The 17,489-nt window shown below is 45.2% G+C and carries 17 protein-coding genes; 14 read left to right on the forward strand and 3 right to left on the reverse strand.

The annotated features are described in order from the left end of the window. Positions 1 to 91 precede the first annotated feature (91 nt). The gene (locus CI595_RS15450; protein WP_095174527.1) at positions 92 to 892 is read right to left on the reverse strand and encodes a carbon-nitrogen hydrolase family protein; all 801 of its coding nucleotides are present in this window, start codon (positions 890 to 892) and stop codon (positions 92 to 94) included. A gap of 352 nt (positions 893 to 1,244) precedes the next feature. On the opposite strand from CI595_RS15450, the gene CI595_RS15455 reads away from it, so the two are divergent. Continuing rightward, on the forward strand, positions 1,245 to 1,883 hold the full coding sequence (locus CI595_RS15455; RefSeq protein ID WP_095174528.1) for a nucleoside recognition protein: 639 nt from the start codon (positions 1,245 to 1,247) through the stop codon (positions 1,881 to 1,883). 17 nt (positions 1,884 to 1,900) lie between these two features. On the opposite strand, the gene CI595_RS15460 is transcribed toward CI595_RS15455, so the two are convergent. Beyond that, the gene (locus CI595_RS15460) at positions 1,901 to 2,932 is read right to left on the reverse strand and encodes a LacI family DNA-binding transcriptional regulator (RefSeq protein ID WP_095174529.1); all 1,032 of its coding nucleotides are present in this window, start codon (positions 2,930 to 2,932) and stop codon (positions 1,901 to 1,903) included. A 504-nt stretch (positions 2,933 to 3,436) separates the two neighbouring features. On the opposite strand from CI595_RS15460, the gene CI595_RS15465 reads away from it, so the two are divergent. After that, a complete protein-coding gene (locus CI595_RS15465; RefSeq protein ID WP_095174530.1) occupies positions 3,437 to 4,879 on the forward strand; it encodes a lactate racemase domain-containing protein in 1,443 nt (480 codons plus the stop codon). A gap of 75 nt (positions 4,880 to 4,954) precedes the next feature. Here CI595_RS15465 and CI595_RS15470 read toward each other — a convergent pair whose 3' ends face one another. Next, positions 4,955 to 5,980 carry a substrate-binding domain-containing protein gene (locus CI595_RS15470; RefSeq protein WP_095174531.1) on the reverse strand — a complete coding sequence of 342 codons (1,026 nt, stop codon included), beginning with the start codon at positions 5,978 to 5,980 and terminating at the stop codon, positions 4,955 to 4,957. 280 nt (positions 5,981 to 6,260) lie between these two features. On the opposite strand from CI595_RS15470, the gene CI595_RS15475 reads away from it, so the two are divergent. The 12 genes from CI595_RS15475 (at position 6,261) to CI595_RS15530 (ending at position 17,489) form a co-directional block, all read left to right on the forward strand. After that, entirely contained in the window at positions 6,261 to 7,616 is a 1,356-nt protein-coding gene (locus tag CI595_RS15475) for a GH1 family beta-glucosidase (RefSeq protein ID WP_095174532.1), read from the forward strand. 51 nt (positions 7,617 to 7,667) lie between these two features. Continuing rightward, on the forward strand, positions 7,668 to 9,053 hold the full coding sequence (locus tag CI595_RS15480) for an ABC transporter substrate-binding protein (RefSeq protein WP_095174533.1): 1,386 nt from the start codon (positions 7,668 to 7,670) through the stop codon (positions 9,051 to 9,053). A 75-nt stretch (positions 9,054 to 9,128) separates the two neighbouring features. Further along, positions 9,129 to 10,043: a carbohydrate ABC transporter permease gene (locus CI595_RS15485; RefSeq protein WP_095174534.1), complete on the forward strand. Its 915-nt coding sequence runs from the start codon at positions 9,129 to 9,131 to the stop codon at positions 10,041 to 10,043. Continuing rightward, on the forward strand, positions 10,030 to 10,860 hold the full coding sequence (locus CI595_RS15490) for a carbohydrate ABC transporter permease (protein WP_095174535.1): 831 nt from the start codon (positions 10,030 to 10,032) through the stop codon (positions 10,858 to 10,860). Before CI595_RS15485 ends, CI595_RS15490 begins: the two co-directional genes overlap by 14 nt. 43 nt (positions 10,861 to 10,903) lie before the next feature. Then, complete coding sequence (locus tag CI595_RS15495) at positions 10,904 to 11,386, forward strand: VOC family protein (RefSeq protein WP_095174536.1); 483 nt, start codon at positions 10,904 to 10,906, stop codon at positions 11,384 to 11,386. A gap of 23 nt (positions 11,387 to 11,409) precedes the next feature. After that, positions 11,410 to 11,874: a VOC family protein gene (locus CI595_RS15500; RefSeq protein WP_095174537.1), complete on the forward strand. Its 465-nt coding sequence runs from the start codon at positions 11,410 to 11,412 to the stop codon at positions 11,872 to 11,874. Between the two features lie 13 nt (positions 11,875 to 11,887). Beyond that, positions 11,888 to 12,568, forward strand: coding sequence for an SDR family NAD(P)-dependent oxidoreductase (locus CI595_RS15505; protein WP_162291890.1), 681 nt, complete (start codon positions 11,888 to 11,890; stop codon positions 12,566 to 12,568). 42 nt (positions 12,569 to 12,610) lie between these two features. Next, complete coding sequence (locus CI595_RS15510; RefSeq protein WP_095174539.1) at positions 12,611 to 13,549, forward strand: shikimate dehydrogenase family protein; 939 nt, start codon at positions 12,611 to 12,613, stop codon at positions 13,547 to 13,549. A 25-nt stretch (positions 13,550 to 13,574) separates the two neighbouring features. Further along, positions 13,575 to 14,150: a glucose-6-phosphate isomerase family protein gene (locus CI595_RS15515; protein WP_095174540.1), complete on the forward strand. Its 576-nt coding sequence runs from the start codon at positions 13,575 to 13,577 to the stop codon at positions 14,148 to 14,150. 9 nt (positions 14,151 to 14,159) lie between these two features. Continuing rightward, positions 14,160 to 15,110, forward strand: coding sequence for a phosphotriesterase family protein (locus CI595_RS15520; RefSeq protein ID WP_095174541.1), 951 nt, complete (start codon positions 14,160 to 14,162; stop codon positions 15,108 to 15,110). Positions 15,111 to 15,150: 40 nt separating this feature from the next. Next, positions 15,151 to 16,140 carry a phosphoglycerate dehydrogenase gene (locus tag CI595_RS15525; RefSeq protein ID WP_243135181.1) on the forward strand — a complete coding sequence of 330 codons (990 nt, stop codon included), beginning with the start codon at positions 15,151 to 15,153 and terminating at the stop codon, positions 16,138 to 16,140. A 20-nt stretch (positions 16,141 to 16,160) separates the two neighbouring features. Further along, positions 16,161 to 17,489, forward strand: a complete 1,329-nt coding sequence (locus tag CI595_RS15530) for a hypothetical protein (protein WP_095174542.1) — start codon at positions 16,161 to 16,163, stop codon at positions 17,487 to 17,489.

The following is a 17,489-nucleotide window of genomic DNA, read 5'->3' on the forward strand; positions in this document are numbered from 1 at the left end:
TGTGGCTTCCGGGGTATTTTCGTTATAAAGGTACATTATGCGCAGGAGGAAAATGGATGCAGGCGGTGCTTAGGGGTGTGAACCCTGCATTCTAATACAGATCATTCCGCATATTTTTTAGAGAGGGAACTAAGTGCCGGGCCCTGAGGCTGTCTTTCGGGGTGACAGGGACGAGAATCAGCTGGGAAGATTCATCTGCGTCTGCCAGTACCCTGCCGAAGGGGTCACAGGCGAAACTCTGCCCAATAAAGGTGTCTTTTATGTACTGGCTGCATCCAAGGACAGTCATGCCGTTCTCAATAGCTCTTGCCGCCAGGAGGGTTTTCCATTGAACTGCTTTCATATCCCCTTGTACCCAGGCGGAGGGATAAATGAAAATTTCAGCACCCTGTAATGCGGCACTGCGTGCCAGCTCCGGAAAGCGCAGGTCATAGCAGGTGCCTAACCCCAGCTTGCCAAAGGGTGTTTCCAACGGGGAAAAAAGAACGTCCCCGGCAGCAGTGTGGTCTGACTCATGCCAGTCAAAGGCATCAAACAGATGTGTCTTTCTGTAAGTTCCCTGCAGGATACCGCTGTCATCCAGAAGAATCAGGGTGTTGAAGCACTTATCTTGGCGGAGCTTCGGGGCAGCTTCATTCATGCCGAAAAGAATCCAGATACCGAACTTTTCTGCAAGCCCACTCATGCAGGAGACAAAAGGGCCTTCTATGCTCTGGGAGTGGTTTACATAAAGAGTTGGATCGCCAATACAGGGATACATGAAATATTCCGGGAACACGATAAGGGCTGCCCCGGCATTGGCAGCCTGGTGAATAAAATATTCTGCTGTTTTCAGATTTTTTGTTGTGTCCGGAAGGGAACCGCACTGGGCAAGCGCAATGGTATGGGGCATAATAATTACCTCCTGAAGAAGTTTTTTGCTATTGTAGCAGATGTACAGAGAAAGTCAAGAGCCGGGGAGAAACAGAAGGAGAAAATTGTTACTATTCAGCCTTCCGGCTTCATAGCAACAAAAGCATGCACAGTTCTGCCCTTCAGGGTACAGACTGCATAAACCACAGTCTGGCGCGTGGCTGTCTCTGGATTGCCTTGCAATTGCAAGGCAACACCTCGCGGGATAAAGGAAGGCTGAACTGTTACAGAAAATCCCATCGCAGAAGCTGATATGATAACAGAAGCGGCTCATTAGAATAAAATATCCTGCACAAACATATAGTAGAGAAAAAGCTTCCGGAGGCGTGAACATGCTGAATATTCTCTGGGGAGCAATGATGCTCATAGGAATTACATACGGCGCCATGACAGGGCGTATGGGGGAGATCACGGATGCGGCGCTCTCGTCTGCAAAGGAGGCAGTTGTGCTCTGCATTACCATGGCGGGTATTGTTGCCATGTGGATGGGTGTCATGGAGATAGCCAGGTCTTCCGGCATGATAGAGAAGATGACGGAGAAAATGCAGCCTCTGCTGCGTTTTTTATTTCCTAATCTGCCGAAGGATCATCCTGCAATGGAGTATATTTCTGCCAATATTATAGCGAATTTCCTGGGACTGGGCTGGGGGGCGACTCCGTTTGGGCTGAAGGCCATGGAAAAGCTGGCGGAGCTGGAGGATGAAAGGCGGCTGGGACAGGTGGCAGATAGAAATTCCGGGAAAAAACTGCATATATTGCCACGGGGGACAGCCAGCAATGAGATGTGTACTTTTTTGATTCTGAATATTTCTTCCCTGCAGTTGATTCCGGTAAATATCATAGCTTACAGAAGCCAGTACGGCAGTACGAATCCTGCCGGCATTGTAGGTCCGGGAATTGTGGCTACCTTGATCAGTACAGTGGTGGCAATTGCTTTCTGTAAGCTGAAAGACAGAAAGCGGAGGGGATAAGCGAAGGCTGTGGAGAACTACCTGCTTAATCTGGCACAACTGTTCCTTTTGGCAATGTAATGGGGCAGTTCCACTTTTAATTCCAGTTTATGTCCGCCCTGAATCCGGTCCAGCAGGACCTTCAGGGCGATATTTGCCAGTTCTTCTATCGGGACATGAATGGTAGTCAGCATAGGGGCAGTGCGCTGGGCATGGGGGATATCACCGATTCCGATAACAGATATATCCTTTGGGATCTTTTGTTTATATTCCCGGTAACACTGCATTGCGCCTATAGCAGTCAGATCGTCAGCACAGAGAATGGCTGTAATGTCAACCCCGCGCTCCATAAGAAGCCTTGTGCCATGATATCCTCCCTCGATGGTCTGCTTAACATTTACAGTGTTGGTTATATGAAAGGGCAGATTCAGTTCCTTCAATGCCTGCTTATATCCCTGAAAGCAGGAATTTTCTTTTTGTTCCCCAAGATATCCGATTTTTTTATGCTTCAGCCGATACAGATATTTTACCGCAGTCACAGATGCGTGATAGCCATTACAGATAACCTGGTCGCATTTGAGGTCCAGAGGGTTGATCCCAATGTATACAAGGTGCCTGTAGGTGGCTTCAAGAAGCTCAAGCTGCCGCTGTGTCAGGCATCGTTTTCCGAACAGAACAGCGCCGTCAGCGTTGTTTTTTTGCGTTTTAGGGGGAGTTGGCGGAAAGGAAAATTCTTCCAGAAAAAAAGAGCGGCGTACAGTACATTTTTGGCGAAGAGCGATTTGTTCAATAGCCCGTTCTAATTCCTGGTAAAGTGGGCTGACATCTGTTCTGGAATGATCACCGTAAATACAGTCAATAGAATAAGACGGGGCGGATTGATCCGGAACAGGGCTGCCATTCTTTAAAATCCGGGCGGCAGCGTTTGGGATGTATCCGTTTTTTCGGACAATAGACCAGATTTTGTCCTGCGTATGTTTACTGGCTGCATTGCTGCCTTTATTATTTATAACTCTTGAGACTGTGGAGATGGAAACCCCAGCCTCCTTTGCAATATCCTTCAGTGTCATTTAAGTTCCTCCTGTGATGTTTATTATAAGCCAATACAGAGAATCCATACTATCATAGAAATCCCCAAAGAGTACAGGGTATATATAAAAATGTCAGGTGAGGGGGATATGTATTGGCTGGGAGTTTCTATTCGTACGGGTTATATTTCATAATCTATTCCTTTTTAAGAACGTGTTCTATGTCGCTATAAATGTGATTTTGGTTACACTATGCAGCCATATTTTCATTATATTGAAAATATAAAATATTAAAACGCTAAAAAGTACAAACGTTTGCGTATAAATTTGTTTATAAAAGTAAAGAAAAAAGAGAAGACAATAATAATTAAATTAACGGTAAAAATACAGGTGCAAGGAAAAACGTTTGTGTAAAATGTGGTTGAAAAGGAAGAAAAAACCATATAAATTGTAAGTAATGACAAAAATATGTGATAAATGATATTGGGAGGTGGAAAAAGTACATGGAATAAAACAGAGATAAAGAATTTGGGGAGGGTAAGCAGTATGAAACTGAACTTTGAATATGGTACAGGCATGATGTCGGCCGAGCTGCCGGATCATCTGACCGATGTTTTTATCCCGGGAATAACAACTTCTGACCCTGTGTGTATTTCACGGAACCGGCTGGTAAAAAGAACAAGAGAATCTATTTTACATCCTGTGGGAATGCCGCCGCTCTCTGAACTGGCCGACAGGGAAAGTACCGTGACAATCATAATATCTGATATCATAACGGGAGGATGCCATCCCACCTCACACAGGAAGCTGGCGGTTAAGCTGATACTTGAAGAATTATATAAGGCTGGTGTTGAGAAGAAGAATATTCTTCTGATATTCTCAAACGGCCTGCATCCCAGAACCAGTAAAAAAGAAATGCAGCAAATCCTTGGTGATGAAATCTTTCATGCATTTTATAGCACTCATCAGATTATCAGCCATGACAGCGAGGATCATGAGCATATGGTGGATTTAGGCTGTACGGAGCGTGGTGACAGAGTTCTGATGAATAAGTATGTCTATGATTCAGATATAGCTGTTATGATCGGACATACACAGGGGATTCCCTATGGAGGGTATACCGGCGGGTATAAGCACTGCGCAGCAGGAATCACACACTGGAGAAGCCTTGCGGCCCATTGCATTCCCAAATCGGTGCTTGAGGGGGTTCATGCGCCTGCCATGGATCGGTCTCCGCTTATATCTAAGTTTGATGAGATTGGAATGCACATGGAGAAATGTATGGGAAAAAAGTTTTTCTGCTGTGATGCTGTTTTGGATTCCATTTGCCGGCAGATAGAGATCAACAGCGGTTATGCAAAGGAAATGCAGCCGGTCTCATGGTGCACAGCAGACAAGAGGACATATGTACACTGGGCGGAGAAGAAATATGATGTTATGGTGTTTGGTATGCCTCAGAATTTTTACTATGGGGATGGCATGGGGACCAATCCAATCCAGATGATGCAGGCACTATCTGCACAGATCGTTCTTCATAAGAGGGTAATGAGCGACATTTGTGTGATCTTATGCTCCTCCATATGCAATGGGTATTTCCATGACCAGCGCTGGCCATATCTGCGGGAAATTTATGAATTGTACCAGCACGACCACATGAATATACTCCCTGATATGGAGAAGTATGAAGAGTATTTTGCAACAAATGAGGAGTATGTGAGAAAATACCGGTTTGCCGGTGCGTTTCACCCTTATCATGGTTTTTCCATGATGCAATGCGGCCATATTGCAGAAATGAATACATCAGCCATATACATAGTCGGCGCACAGGAGCCGGGGATAGCCAGGGGGATGGGATTAAAGACCAGAGCCACGTTCGAGGAGGCGTTAGAGGATGCTATGAAGAAATATGTGGGAAGAGAGCCGAATATCCTGGCGCTGCCGCTGGCTTTTAAGAGGGAACCGGTGCGTCTTTGTATGAAAGAGGCGTAGGGAGATTGACTGAAAACCATTTTCGGAGGTATACAGATGCTCTGTATACCTCCGAGAGCAGTTAGAACCCCATAATTATAGATCAGTGGAATCCCTCAGTACAATATCTGACTGGCAGAGCAGAAATTCATATGGATTTTCCGGGTGGTTGATGCGTTCTATTAATTTTTGTGCACTTATTCTGCCGAGATAGTCAGAATGTGCATCAACAGTAGTGATCGTGGGAAGCTGGCGCATTGTCTCAGAAGTATTATCAAATCCGACTACAGAGACGTCGGCGGGAATCCGGAATCCTAATTCCTGTAAAGCTCTGGATACCTGAATGGCATAAATATCGCTGGAACAGAAGAAAACTTCCGGGGGTTTGTGCATTTTTGCAATGGTGTCCTTAAAGTAGGCATAGAGATCAAAATTCTCGTTCATCTGATTAAACAGGATACAGTTATCGTCTTTAAGTACCAGCTTATATTCTTCCAAAACATTTTTCAGTGTACTCCATCTCTGGTAAGTGGAATAACAAAATTCCCTGTCACCCACATATCCAAAGGAAGTTTTCCCTCTTTCTATAAAACGCGCTGCAAGTCTATAGATCGGACCTGAACTCTCTGCAGTGATGATATCAGTTCTTCCGGCAAAATAATACGGATTACAAAAAGTATCAATAAAAACTGCAGGGATCTTCAGGGATATGATTTCTTCCCAATAACGCTTATCGAAAACATTAAAGGAAATGATCCCGCATACCGAACCTTCATATATGCTGATGGGAATTGGTATATCGCTGTGATAATCGTTTCGTATAATGTTCAGGAAAAGTGTATAGCCATTTGATTTCAGCACTTTTTCAATATTAGCGACAATGTTATTAAGATATTCTGTATTTTCAAGGTGATATGACAAAACAATACTTCCTTTGACCGATTCCTTGATCGGAGCGGTGGATTCGGTTTCCTTAGTCACTTCATTGGCGGAAAGATAATCCATGACCATATTGTAAGTTTTGGCAGAAACACCAGGCTTGTTACGCAATACTTTAGAGACTGTATTCCTGGACAGGTTTAGTGCAAGCGAAATCTCCTTGATTGTATATCCGTTTTTCATAAATCAGCACCTCTGGTACATTTGTAAGATGGGATTATTATAACAGGTGTTAGAAGAAAAAACAACAGAAATGCAAAAAAATGTGCATTGTAAAACTGCATAAAATAAAAAGCGTAAAAATGTGCACAAAAGCCGAGCGCAATATTTGTGAAATACAGAAAAATGCACAAAAATAGTTGCGCAAGCCATGAAAGCATGTTAATATTTGTGCATAGACGAAAGTAAGCGATAAAAATGTGCAAAAACTAATGCATAAAAATGTGCAAAGAAAGGAGAAAGAATGAAAACAATAAAATTTCCGAATAGTTTTGAATTTGGAACTGCCACGGCATCCTATCAGATTGAAGGTGCTGCCCGGGAAGACGGGAAGGGGGAGGATATCTGGCAGAGATTCAGCCATATCCCAGGCAACATTACAGACGGGACTAATGGGGATACAGCATGTGATTTTTATCACAATTACAAAGAGGATATCCGGCTTGCAAAAGAACTGGGACTGGAGGTTTTTCGCTTTTCCGTTAACTGGGCCCGTATATATCCCGATGGGGTGGGAAGGATCAATGAAGCGGGAATCGAATTTTACAGAAGTGTTCTCAGAGAACTGAAAGAAAACGGGATAAAAGCCTGCCTGACTATTTACCACTGGGATTTACCCCAGAAGCTGCAGGATAAAGGCGGATGGGCGAACCGGGAGATTGTCGGCTGGTTTACTGAGTATGCAAAAACTCTTTTTAGTGAATACGGCGACCTGGTTGACTATTGGATAACTTTGAATGAACCATGGTGTGTATCCATGCTGGGTTATTGGACCGGTGAACACGCTCCGGGTTATCATGATTATTCCATGGCCCTTGAGGCAGTACATAACCTGCTGCTTTCCCACGGAAGTGCTGTTAAAGAATTCAGAAAACTAGGAATCAAATCGGAGATAGGTATTACCCTCAATATGAATCTTGCCTATCCATCAGATAAGGATGATCCGAAGGATGTAGAAGCTGCAAAAAGAATACAACTTCAGCAGAATAATCTGTTCGGTGACCCCGTATGGAAGGGATGTTATCCGGAAGAACTGTTTGCTTATCTGAGAGAACAGGATGTTATGCTTCCAAAAATCCTGGACGGCGATATGGAACTGATCAGTCAGCCTTTGGACTTTTTCGGGCTGAATACATACTACGCGGAATTTGTAAAGGCAGATGAAGAACAGTGGCCTCTCCATGGAAAAGCTGTAAAAAGCGGTAAACCGCGCACAGATGCCGACTGGGAGGTCTGTCCTGATGAGGCTTATGAACTCTTATGCTGGATCCGCGATACCTATAAACCGGAGAAACTGATCATCACGGAAAACGGAGCCGCATTTAATGACTGGGTGGATTCAGAAGGAAAGGTACAGGATACAGACCGTATTGAATATTTGAAACAATATCTTGAAGCCATAAGCCGTGCCATAGAAGATGGGGTTCCCGTGATGGGGTATTATGTGTGGTGCTTTACAGATAACTTTGAGTGGGCATGGGGGCTCTCAAGAAGATTCGGGATTATTTATGTGGATTACGATTCCCAGAAAAGGATCACAAAGGAAAGTGCAAAGTGGCTTTCAAAAGTGATTGAAGAGAAAGGTTACAATATGGCCTGAAAGTTAAAAAAGGTAACTATTGTAAAATAAAATATAAAAAGGAGGAGCAACATGAAAGCAAAGAACGTGAAAAAGGTATTGGCAATTACAGCGGCTGCTGCTATGGCGGGGAGCATGCTGGGAGGGTGCGGCAGTTCAGGCAGCGATGACGCATCAGGAACCGAGAAAGCTGAGACAGGCGCTTCAGAAGATCCCGGAACATCTGATACTGAGAAAAATGATCCGGAAGAGGATACAGCTTCAAAAGACAGCGCAGAGAGCAGTGATAAAGAAGTAGTGACGGCTTGGATGGGAAGCTGGTGGGAGGACGAGATTCCCAGAATTGAAAAAGGATTTGAGGAAGAATATCCACAGTATGACCTTCAGGTAGAATGTCTGCCGATCAACAACTACATAGAAACTGCAGTCAGCGCTATCCTGGGAGGTAATGCGCCGGACGCACTGGCTCTTGATACGCTGATGCTTGGAACACCCATCGGGCAGGGACTTCTGCAGCCTATGGATGATTTCATGAAGGAATATGAGTGGAGTGCGGATGATTTCTCGGAAGGTGTTATGAATGCAGGCGTACAGGATGGAGTGACTTATGCAGTTCCATACCGTACAGGCCCCACTGCCCTGTTTTATAATAAGACATTATTTGACGCGGCAGGGATAGATTATCCCACGGATAACATGCCATACGATCAGTTCTTTGAAGTCTGTAAAAAACTCACGGATAAGGACAAAGGCGTCTATGGGTTCGGTATTGCCGCTACAAAGAATGATCCGGCAAACTGCATGAGTTCGTTTGGAATGTTCTTTGGATCAACAGGCGGCGCAATATTAAATGAGGACAACAGTGAGGTGACTATTGATTCTCCGGAATCTATCAAAGGCATACAGCAATGGGTAGATTTGTATACCGAAGGAGTTGTTCCAGAGGGATGTATTAACTATGCATGGTCTGCAGATTTATATCCCATGGCACAAAACGGCCAGTTGGCAATGATCCCCATGGATCCTGTTACCGCAAGCAGTATTGATGAATATGCACAGGCAAATGGATTTGAATATGGATTCTGTGTAAACCCGGGAAGTACAGACCGTGTCGGCGGATGGCACTGGACAATTCCTACCGGGATCAAGAATCCGGAAGGTGCAAAGGCATTTATTGATTATTTCCTGACACCGGAGGTTTTGAGTGCACAGGATATAGTCCAGCCGGCAGTTATCGAATCCCAGAGCATGGGTGCATGGGGGGAAGAAAGGTATGAAGTATACTGGAAAGCTGACGCCAATGCAACTTATGTGCTGCCGGTGGTTCCGGAGTATACAGAGATACAGAACATAATCATTACAGAGCTCCAGAATATTTTACAGGGAAAGGAAGATGTGGAAACCGGCTGCAGTGTGATGGCTGATAATATCAAGGCATTGCGGTCAGAGTGGCAGTAAGATGGCGATATTGATACCGAGGGCTGTTCGTTTTGGACAGCCTGCGGTGGTAAAAAGGATAAGGAGCGTGTGATCATGAAAAATAGAAAATGGGTTGGGCTGTTGTTCGTTGCTCCTGCAGCAGTGTCAATTATTTTAATGATGGTATATCCAATCTTACAGGTGACTCAATTCAGTTTCTCAAAATTAACACTGCCGTACTTTGATACAGAGTTTATAGGGCTTGGCAATTTTAAGAATATATTTTCAAAGCCGGAACTGGTGGAGATCGCCAGGAATACACTGGTGTGGACCATCGCCAGTCTGGCACTGAGAATGCTTCTGGGATTTGGCGCCGCACTTATCATGGAAAGTAAACTGCGCGGCATGAAGGCGCTTCGTACCTTTGCGCTTATTCCATGGGTCATCCCTTCTATTGTTGCGGCAAATACATGGCGTTGGATCTATGTGGCTGATAATGGGCTGCTCAATGCTGTACTGAAAACATTTTCCCCATCCCTGGCAGCTAACTGGCTGGGAAATGCCGGGACTGCACTGACCTCCGTCATTGTAGCGTATTCCTGGGCAGGATTTCCCTTCAATATGCTGATGCTTGTGGCTGCGCTGCAGGGTATTCCCGAAGACTATAAAGAGGCAGCCAGGATTGATGGCGCCAGTACCTTGCAGGTATTCCGCTACATAACCATACCATCCCTGAAAAATATCCTGACGATACTTATTGTTCTGGAATTTATCAATGGAATCAATTCCTTCGATATGCTCTATACCATGACCGGAGGCGGTCCGGGCATATCATCAGAGGTTATAGGATTGACTATATGGCGGTATGCGTTCAGGAATCTGGACTTCTCATCAGCATCAACATTGAGCTTTATTGTGATATTGCTGATGATCGTATGCTTCCTGTTCTATGTTCCTGTCAGTGCAAAGGGCAGGGATGTGAGTGCAAGGAGAAAAAGAAGAAGGAGGGAGTCAATTGAAGAAGATTAAACCGGTCAATGTGATCATTTATATTTTAGCGTTTCTGGTGGTGGCGTTTTCGGTGCTCCCTTTCCTGTGGACGGTCTCTACATCTTTGAAAACAGGTGTAGAAGTATATTCCGCACACCCCACCTTTTTGCCGCACCCTGTGACGCTGGAAAACTATATAGCTGTATTTAATGATGCGAATATGATGAAAAGCTTTGCCAATACAGTCAAGATCGCCGCAATTTCCACTATTATATCAACAGTCGTCTCGGTGCTGTCCGCATACGGATTTTCCAGATACCGGTTCCCCGGGAATAAGACGTTGTTGACATCGATCTTGTTTACAAGGCTGCTGCCCCGTGTTACCTTGCTGGTTCCGTTTTATGTAACACTTTCTAGGCTGAAACTGGTCAATACCTATACCGGGCTGACCCTGCTGTACCTTGTAGTTGGAATACCAACCACGATCTGGCTTATGAAAGGTTTTATAGATGGACTTCCTTATGAAGTGGAGGAAGCTGCTGTTGTAGACGGCTGCAATCCGCTGCAGGTGCTGACAAAAGTAGTTGTGCCTATGGTGAAGCCGGCGATCGCTACGGTAGCTATGTTTTCCTTTATTCTTTCCTGGAATGAATTTCTTTTCCCGCTTTTGATGGCAAAGGACAGGTCCATCAGGCCAATTGCAGTATCACTGGCGTTTTATATTGATGAATCCGGAATTCGGTGGGGGCCTCTTATGGCTGCATCCGTAATCATGAGTGTTCCTGCTATTATATTCTTTTCCGTTGCCCAAAAGCATCTGGTTGCAGGTTTGAGTGAAGGGGCAGTAAAAGGTTAGGCAGTCATTTAATAGATATAATGAAAAATCAGGAGGAAAAATAATGTCTATCGGAACAAACAGAGTATGCCACATGGCATTTGTCACAAAAGATATCCACAAGGTCACGGAAAATTGGGCTCGTTTTCTCGGAATAGAGAAACCGGCTGTTTGGGCAATTCCCCCCAAAGAGGAGGCACCTGCCCTTACCTTCGGTAAACTGGAAGATTATAAAGGATGTCTGATATCAGTTATCGAGTTCGATAATGTGAAAATGGAAATCGTACAGCCGGGAGAAGAACCGAATCCATGGAAACTTTGCATGGAGAAAAACGGAGAAGGTTTCCAGCATATCAGCTTTATTGTACCAGAAAAAGAAAAAGCAGAAGAGACATTAAAAGAGATGGGAGCGGCCCCTTATTATCATATTGGCTACTATCCGGATGGCACCTACTCTTTCTATGATACAAAAGAGTTACTGGGTCTGGAAGTTAACATAAAGTATGATGCGGATAACAGGGAGATCATTCAGAACTTATTAAAATGATCATTGCATAAAGGAGAAGAAAAATGAGTGTATTAGATTTAAATAAACTTGCCCAGGTGGGTTTTATTGTAAAGGACGTGGAACAGACCAAGCAGAAATTTGCCGAATTATTTGGAATGCCGGTACCGCCTACGGTTGACTGCGGCAAATATGAGGTGACACAGACGGAATACAAAGGCAAAGCGGCGCCAAAGGCGGAGTGCCTGATGGCTTTCTTCAATCTTGATAATGGCTTTCAGATTGAATTGATCCAGCCAAATGAAGCACCGTCCACATGGCGGGAATTTCTGGAGGAGCACGGGGAGGGAATCCATCACATTGCATTTCATGTGAAAGGGATGGCCGAGACGATTGCCGGTTGTGAGAGCCTGGGCATGCAGCTTCAGCAAAAAGGCGAGTATGGAAGTGCTGACGGAAGATACGCTTACCTGGCTGCTTATGAGGACTTCAAATGCTTAGTTGAACTGCTGGAAAGTGATAATGACTGAATGGGAGGAAAATATGAATGTATTGGTGATCGGTGCAGATCGGGGACTGGGAAAGGTATTGTGTGAGGATCTGGCAAAGTGCGGCCATCAGGTCAATGCCGGTGTCCTGAAGGAATCCAATCTGGGAAACTGTCTGTTTCAGGATAAAAATATATCTGCATACCTTATGGATGTCTCGGATGAAAGTTCTGTTAAAAGGGCAGCGGACGAGATTGGGTTAAAAGGGGAGAGATTGGATGCTGTAGTCCATGTGGCAGGTGTACTGATGCCAAGCGACAGGGAAAACTCACTTCTGACGGCAGATATAGAAGATTTGATGACTGCTTTTAGGATCAATGCGGCAGGCATTATTATGGGATTCAGACAGTTCTATCCTCTGATGGTAAAAGGCGGACGGTATATTGCAGTCACCTCAGAGGGAGGCAGTTTTTCCTGCGAAGGGGATATGTTCCCGGGTTATGGGATCACGAAGACAGCAGCCAATAAAGTGATCCAGACTTTAAGGTGTACGGTAGACGATGTGGAGATTCTGGCTATGCATCCGGGAAGAATGAATACTGTTATGGGACGGACCACTGCACAGATTGAGCCGGAGGAGTCAGCGGATGGTATCTGCAGGATTCTTGAAAAGGAAACGGTAATCAGTGATGGTGAATGGTTTATCGATTATAAAGGTATGCCAATGCCCCTTTAAATGCGGATGATCGGACAGGGGAATAAGAAGGAGTATGTAACAATGAATGATTACAAAGCCGCAACGCAGCCCACCATCTATTTTATTGGGGTCACTACCGGGAACTCCTCTATCATGAAGGTTTTTCCAAAGTGGGCAAAGGAGTTAGGGCTGAAAGATACGGTTATAAAAGGAATGGATTTTCCTCTGCATGCGCCTGCCGGGTGCTATAGGGAAGCAGTTGAATTTATCAGGAGAGATCCTCTTTCCCTGGGAGCACTGGTAACAACACATAAGATAGATTTGTATCATGCATGCCGGGATTTGTTTGATCACGCCGATGCTTATGCGGAAAAACTGGGTGAGGTATCATCCATATCAAAAAGAGACGGCATGCTCTGCGCTCATGCAAAGGATCCGATTTCCAGCGGCCTGACACTTGCGTCATTTGTGCCTCGGGGATATTGGGAACGTTATGATGGGGATGTACTGATACTGGGAGCAGGGGGAAGCTGCCTGGCTATGAGCTTATATCTCACACAGCAGGAATTTGGGGCAGATGTTCCTAAAAAGATAATAATTGCGAACCGCAGCATACCGAGGCTTGCGTCAGCAAAGAAGATTTTAGACGGAATCAATGACAGAACAAGGTTTGAGTTTATGCATAATCCCACGCCTGCGGATAATGATATTGCCCTGGCAGCTTTAAAACCCCACTCTTTAGTTGTAAATGCCACTGGTCTGGGAAAGGATGCACCGGGATCTCCCCTTACAGATCATTGCCTGTTTCCGTGTGACAGTCTGGTTTGGGAATTGAATTACCGGGGAAATCTGATTTTTCAGGAACAGGCAATGAGGCAGGCTGAGGAAAGGAACCTGAAAGTGTATGGGGGATGGACTTATTTTATACACGGATGGACACAGGTGATGGCAGAAGTATTCCATATAGAAATAAAGGGAAGCCAGCTGGAAAGATTAAGTGATATTGCCAGAGAAACATGAGCATAAATGACAGGGAGAGCAGGAGATGAACAAATTTGATTGGGATAGAAGTTTTCTTGTAGACTTTGATCTGAAAACCGGATTCTCTAAGACTGCAGAAACAACAAAACGCAGCCTTTCACAGATGAAGGATATGTTTCAGGATTCTGACGCGGCAAAAAAAATCCTGACAGAAAAAGATCCGCTTATCTATGAATTCTATGAACTGGGATGTCCGGAGAGGGCAGGTGATCTGGCCTTCGGCACAACGGTTGTATATCCGGGAAAAATAGGCAGCGAGTATTATATGACAAAGGGGCATTTTCACACGGTTTTGGAGACGGCAGAGGTCTATTATACTCTGAGTGGTGAGGGATATATGGTAATGGAAAACCCGGAGGGAGATGCGATAGAACAGCGTCTGTGTACAGGTCAGGCAGTATATGTGCCGAGGAGATATGCACATAGAACAGTCAATACCGGGAATGTTCCGCTGGTTTTATTTTATACTTTTGCAGCAGATGCCGGACATGATTACGGAACCATTGAAAGCAGAGGATATCACAAAGTGGTCTTGGAGAGAGAGGGAAAAGCTGTGATTGAAGATAATCCTAACTGGTAGGTGGGTGCCGTGGGAAAAGTCATGACAGTAAAGGGATGGATAAAGACGGAAGAATTGGGGTTTTGTCAGTGCCATGAGCATCTTATGATAAGAAAAGGCGCTTCCTGCAGAAGTAACGGAGCTTTGTGTATAGATGATTTTTCCAAAAGTAAGAGAGAAGTTCTGAGATATAAAGAAAAGGGCGGGCAGTCAATCATTGATGCGCAGCCGTGCGGATGTAACCGGATGGCTGCTGGGCTGTATGGCATTTCGGAGCAGACAGGTGTCAACATCATTGCGTCTACAGGATTTCATAAGCTGGTCTTTTACAGTGATAACCACTGGATCCATTTCCTAGGGGAGGACAAGCTGACAGATATTTTTATAAGCGAATTAGTCTGCGGTATGTTTGAAAACCTGGATGATGGCATGAACTCCAGACAGATACCGGCCCGGGCTGGGATTATAAAGGCTGCCTTGGACAGGGAGAATCTCAGCATGCGCTATGAAAGGTTATTCTATTCTGTCTGCTGCGCCGCCAAGGAAACTAACGTGCCGCTTATGATACATATAGAACCCGGTTCCGATCCGCTCGGTCTCCTTGCCTATATCCTGTGCCAGGGCATAGAGCCCGGTAAGATTATCTTTTGTCACATGGACCGTGCGGAACCTGACCTGGTGATCCATGAGAAACTGCTGGAACAGGGTATTTTTCTTGAATATGACACCATTGGACGTTTTAAATATCACAGTGACCTGGAAGAAGTAAAAATAATCAGAAAAATGCTGGATGCCGGATTTGAAGATCAGCTTTTGTTTTCTCTGGATACCACACGGGAAAGATTAAAAACCTATACTGCAGATGCAGTAGGTCTTGACTATATTTTAAGCTCATTTATTCCTGTTATGAAGGAAAATGGGATTTCTCCCAGGCAGATTGAAAAGATATCATACAGCAATCCAGTACGTCTCCTTGAATAGTTGTATATCCGTCTGCAGTTCTGGGCAAGTGGAAGGACAGATGCAGCAGTATTTGAAAGAAAGGGCTATCTACATGAAGATATTAGTTACGCCGACCTCTTTGCAGCCAGGAAGCGATCAGAAAGCATTGAACATATTGAAGGAGTTTTCAGAAGATCTAGTATTTAACCCGCTGGGCAGGCCGCTGCGGGAGGAAGAACTGATTCCGCTGCTCTCTGACTGTGACGGGTATATAGCCGGACTTGATTATATAACGGAAAACGTGCTGGATTCCTGCGGGAAGCTTAAGGTGATCTCCAGGTACGGTGCTGGCTGTGACAGGGTAGATATAGAGGCGGCAAAAAAGCATCATATCGTTGTGACAAATACGCCGGGGGCAAATGCCCAGGCTGTGGGGGAACTGGCTTTTGGACTTATACTCTGCACAGCACGTAAGATTGCGTATCTTGACAGCCAGCTTCGCATAGGCAGATGGGTCCGCGCCACAGGGGTAGAGCTGGCCGGAAAAACACTGGGTATTATAGGGCTTGGGGCAATTGGCAGAGTGGTAGCTAAATGTGCAGGGGGATTTGATATGAGAGTGCTGGCATATGATCCCTATATCGATCATCCATACTGTCAGACGAACGGAATTGCCCCGGTCTCTTTTGAGGAGCTAATAAGAAAGGCAGATATTGTAAGCCTGCATCTGCCGCTGAACAGTAAGACAAGGTGTATGATCAATGCGTCTGTGATGGAAGAGATGAAGCAAGGCGTGATCATAGTCAATGCTTCCCGGGGGGGAATCATAGATGAGGAATCAGCTTATGAATATTTGAAAAAAGGGAAACTTGGGGGCCTTGGATTAGATGCCTTTGAGGTAGAACCGCCAAAGGTGTCCCCTTTGTTTGAGCTCCCAAACGTCATAGTGACTCCCCATACCGGTGCACATACGGGGGAGGCTGCGGAAAATATGGCGAATATGGCTGTTAAAAACCTGATTGACGTGTTATCAGGGAAGGATTGTGCCTATATAGTGGCCCGGAAGTGAATGGAAGAAAGAGGATGCCAATGAAAGCAAGATTAGTACCTTTGATTTTTGAAGAGGCAAATGAACGGGAACGAAGAGAATATACTGAACAGATGGTCCGTTTGCAGGAATATTACGGGGATGTAGCTGATTTTACAGAGGTTGTCACTGTGGGAAGGCCTCTGCCGGAGGCGGATGCAATTGTTTTTCCTCAGCTTCTGGGAGCAGCATTCCGGCATCGGAAAGAGCTGTATGCTTATGATGTTCCGATGATCGTGCTTACATCACGTTTTGGAACCGTGGAGATGTGGGACTGGGAAATTGTTACCTTTCTGCGCGGAGAGGGAATGAATGTCTTTTCTCCCTATAACGTCCAATTGGCTAAGACTGTGATCCGGGCGCTGGCGGTAAAACAGAGACTGAAAAACGGCGCAAGATTTTTGATGTTCCAGGATACGCCCGGGGAGGGGATGCAGGCAAATATTTTTAAGCGTTTTTATTGGTGGGAACAGGAATGTACTGAAAAAATGCAGGATATTTTTGGGATCACCATGATATACCGCAGCTGGAAAGCTGTGGGGGACAGAGCAAAGGAATTCAAGGATGAAGATGCGAAGGCCCTGTATGAAAGCTGGAATATCAACGAGGAAGGTGTATGTCAGAAAGCGAGGCTGTCTGCTGCAAAGCTATATATGGCAGTAAAAGAAGTGATCGGGGAAATTGGAGGGGTTGACGGAGTAGGCAGCAACTGTCTGAATGAGTCATTTCATTGTGACAGCACCCCTTGCCTTGCCTGGAATATGCTGTTTGAACAGGATGATATCATATGGGCATGTGAGGGAGATACACTGACTATGCTCAGTACCTTTATCTTATACAGGAGCCTTGAAGCCCCCATGATGATGACGAACTTATATCCGTTTCTTGTGGGTATGGCGGCCCTTGCCCATGAAAAAATTGACAGGTTTCCGGATATCGATGATTCGGACAACCATGCCCTTGGAGTGCACTGTGGATATTTTGGTTTTATTCCGCGCCGGTTTTGCAGCAACTGGGTATTAAGACCAAAAGTCCTGGAGATAGTGGATGACAATGCAATTGTTGTAGACGCGGAGCTTCCGGCAGGTCCTGTGACAATCGCAAAAATTTATCCTGACTTCGGAAGGCTGAGTTTGATTGAAGCAGAGATTGAACGCTATGTGCAGTATCCTGGCAGCGACTGCAGAAACGGCGCACTGATAAGATACAGGGATGGTGAACGGGTAATGGAAGAGTTGTGTTCACACCACGCTTTGATAATTGCAGGTAAACAGAAAGCCAGGCTGCGGCAGATCGCCAAGGTATTCAGTTGGGAGATGACGCTAATCTGA

It is taken from the genome of Blautia hominis (assembly GCA_002270465.1).
GTDB classification, from domain to species: domain Bacteria; phylum Bacillota; class Clostridia; order Lachnospirales; family Lachnospiraceae; genus Blautia; species Blautia hominis.

What these genes read in the sequence shown, in the direction of transcription:
- CI595_RS15450 (WP_095174527.1), bottom strand. Translation starts at nt 892, where the DNA reads ATGCCCCATACCATTGCGCTTGCCCAGTGCGGTTCCCTTCCGGACACA.
- CI595_RS15455 (WP_095174528.1), top strand. Translation starts at nt 1,245, where the DNA reads ATGCTGAATATTCTCTGGGGAGCAATGATGCTCATAGGAATTACATAC.
- CI595_RS15460 (WP_095174529.1), bottom strand. Translation starts at nt 2,932, where the DNA reads ATGACACTGAAGGATATTGCAAAGGAGGCTGGGGTTTCCATCTCCACA.
- CI595_RS15465 (WP_095174530.1), top strand. Translation starts at nt 3,437, where the DNA reads ATGAAACTGAACTTTGAATATGGTACAGGCATGATGTCGGCCGAGCTG.
- CI595_RS15470 (WP_095174531.1), bottom strand. Translation starts at nt 5,980, where the DNA reads ATGAAAAACGGATATACAATCAAGGAGATTTCGCTTGCACTAAACCTG.
- CI595_RS15475 (WP_095174532.1), top strand. Translation starts at nt 6,261, where the DNA reads ATGAAAACAATAAAATTTCCGAATAGTTTTGAATTTGGAACTGCCACG.
- CI595_RS15480 (WP_095174533.1), top strand. Translation starts at nt 7,668, where the DNA reads ATGAAAGCAAAGAACGTGAAAAAGGTATTGGCAATTACAGCGGCTGCT.
- CI595_RS15485 (WP_095174534.1), top strand. Translation starts at nt 9,129, where the DNA reads ATGAAAAATAGAAAATGGGTTGGGCTGTTGTTCGTTGCTCCTGCAGCA.
- CI595_RS15495 (WP_095174536.1), top strand. Translation starts at nt 10,904, where the DNA reads ATGTCTATCGGAACAAACAGAGTATGCCACATGGCATTTGTCACAAAA.
- CI595_RS15500 (WP_095174537.1), top strand. Translation starts at nt 11,410, where the DNA reads ATGAGTGTATTAGATTTAAATAAACTTGCCCAGGTGGGTTTTATTGTA.
- CI595_RS15505 (WP_162291890.1), top strand. Translation starts at nt 11,888, where the DNA reads ATGAATGTATTGGTGATCGGTGCAGATCGGGGACTGGGAAAGGTATTG.
- CI595_RS15510 (WP_095174539.1), top strand. Translation starts at nt 12,611, where the DNA reads ATGAATGATTACAAAGCCGCAACGCAGCCCACCATCTATTTTATTGGG.
- CI595_RS15515 (WP_095174540.1), top strand. Translation starts at nt 13,575, where the DNA reads ATGAACAAATTTGATTGGGATAGAAGTTTTCTTGTAGACTTTGATCTG.
- CI595_RS15525 (WP_243135181.1), top strand. Translation starts at nt 15,151, where the DNA reads ATGCAGCAGTATTTGAAAGAAAGGGCTATCTACATGAAGATATTAGTT.
- CI595_RS15530 (WP_095174542.1), top strand. Translation starts at nt 16,161, where the DNA reads ATGAAAGCAAGATTAGTACCTTTGATTTTTGAAGAGGCAAATGAACGG.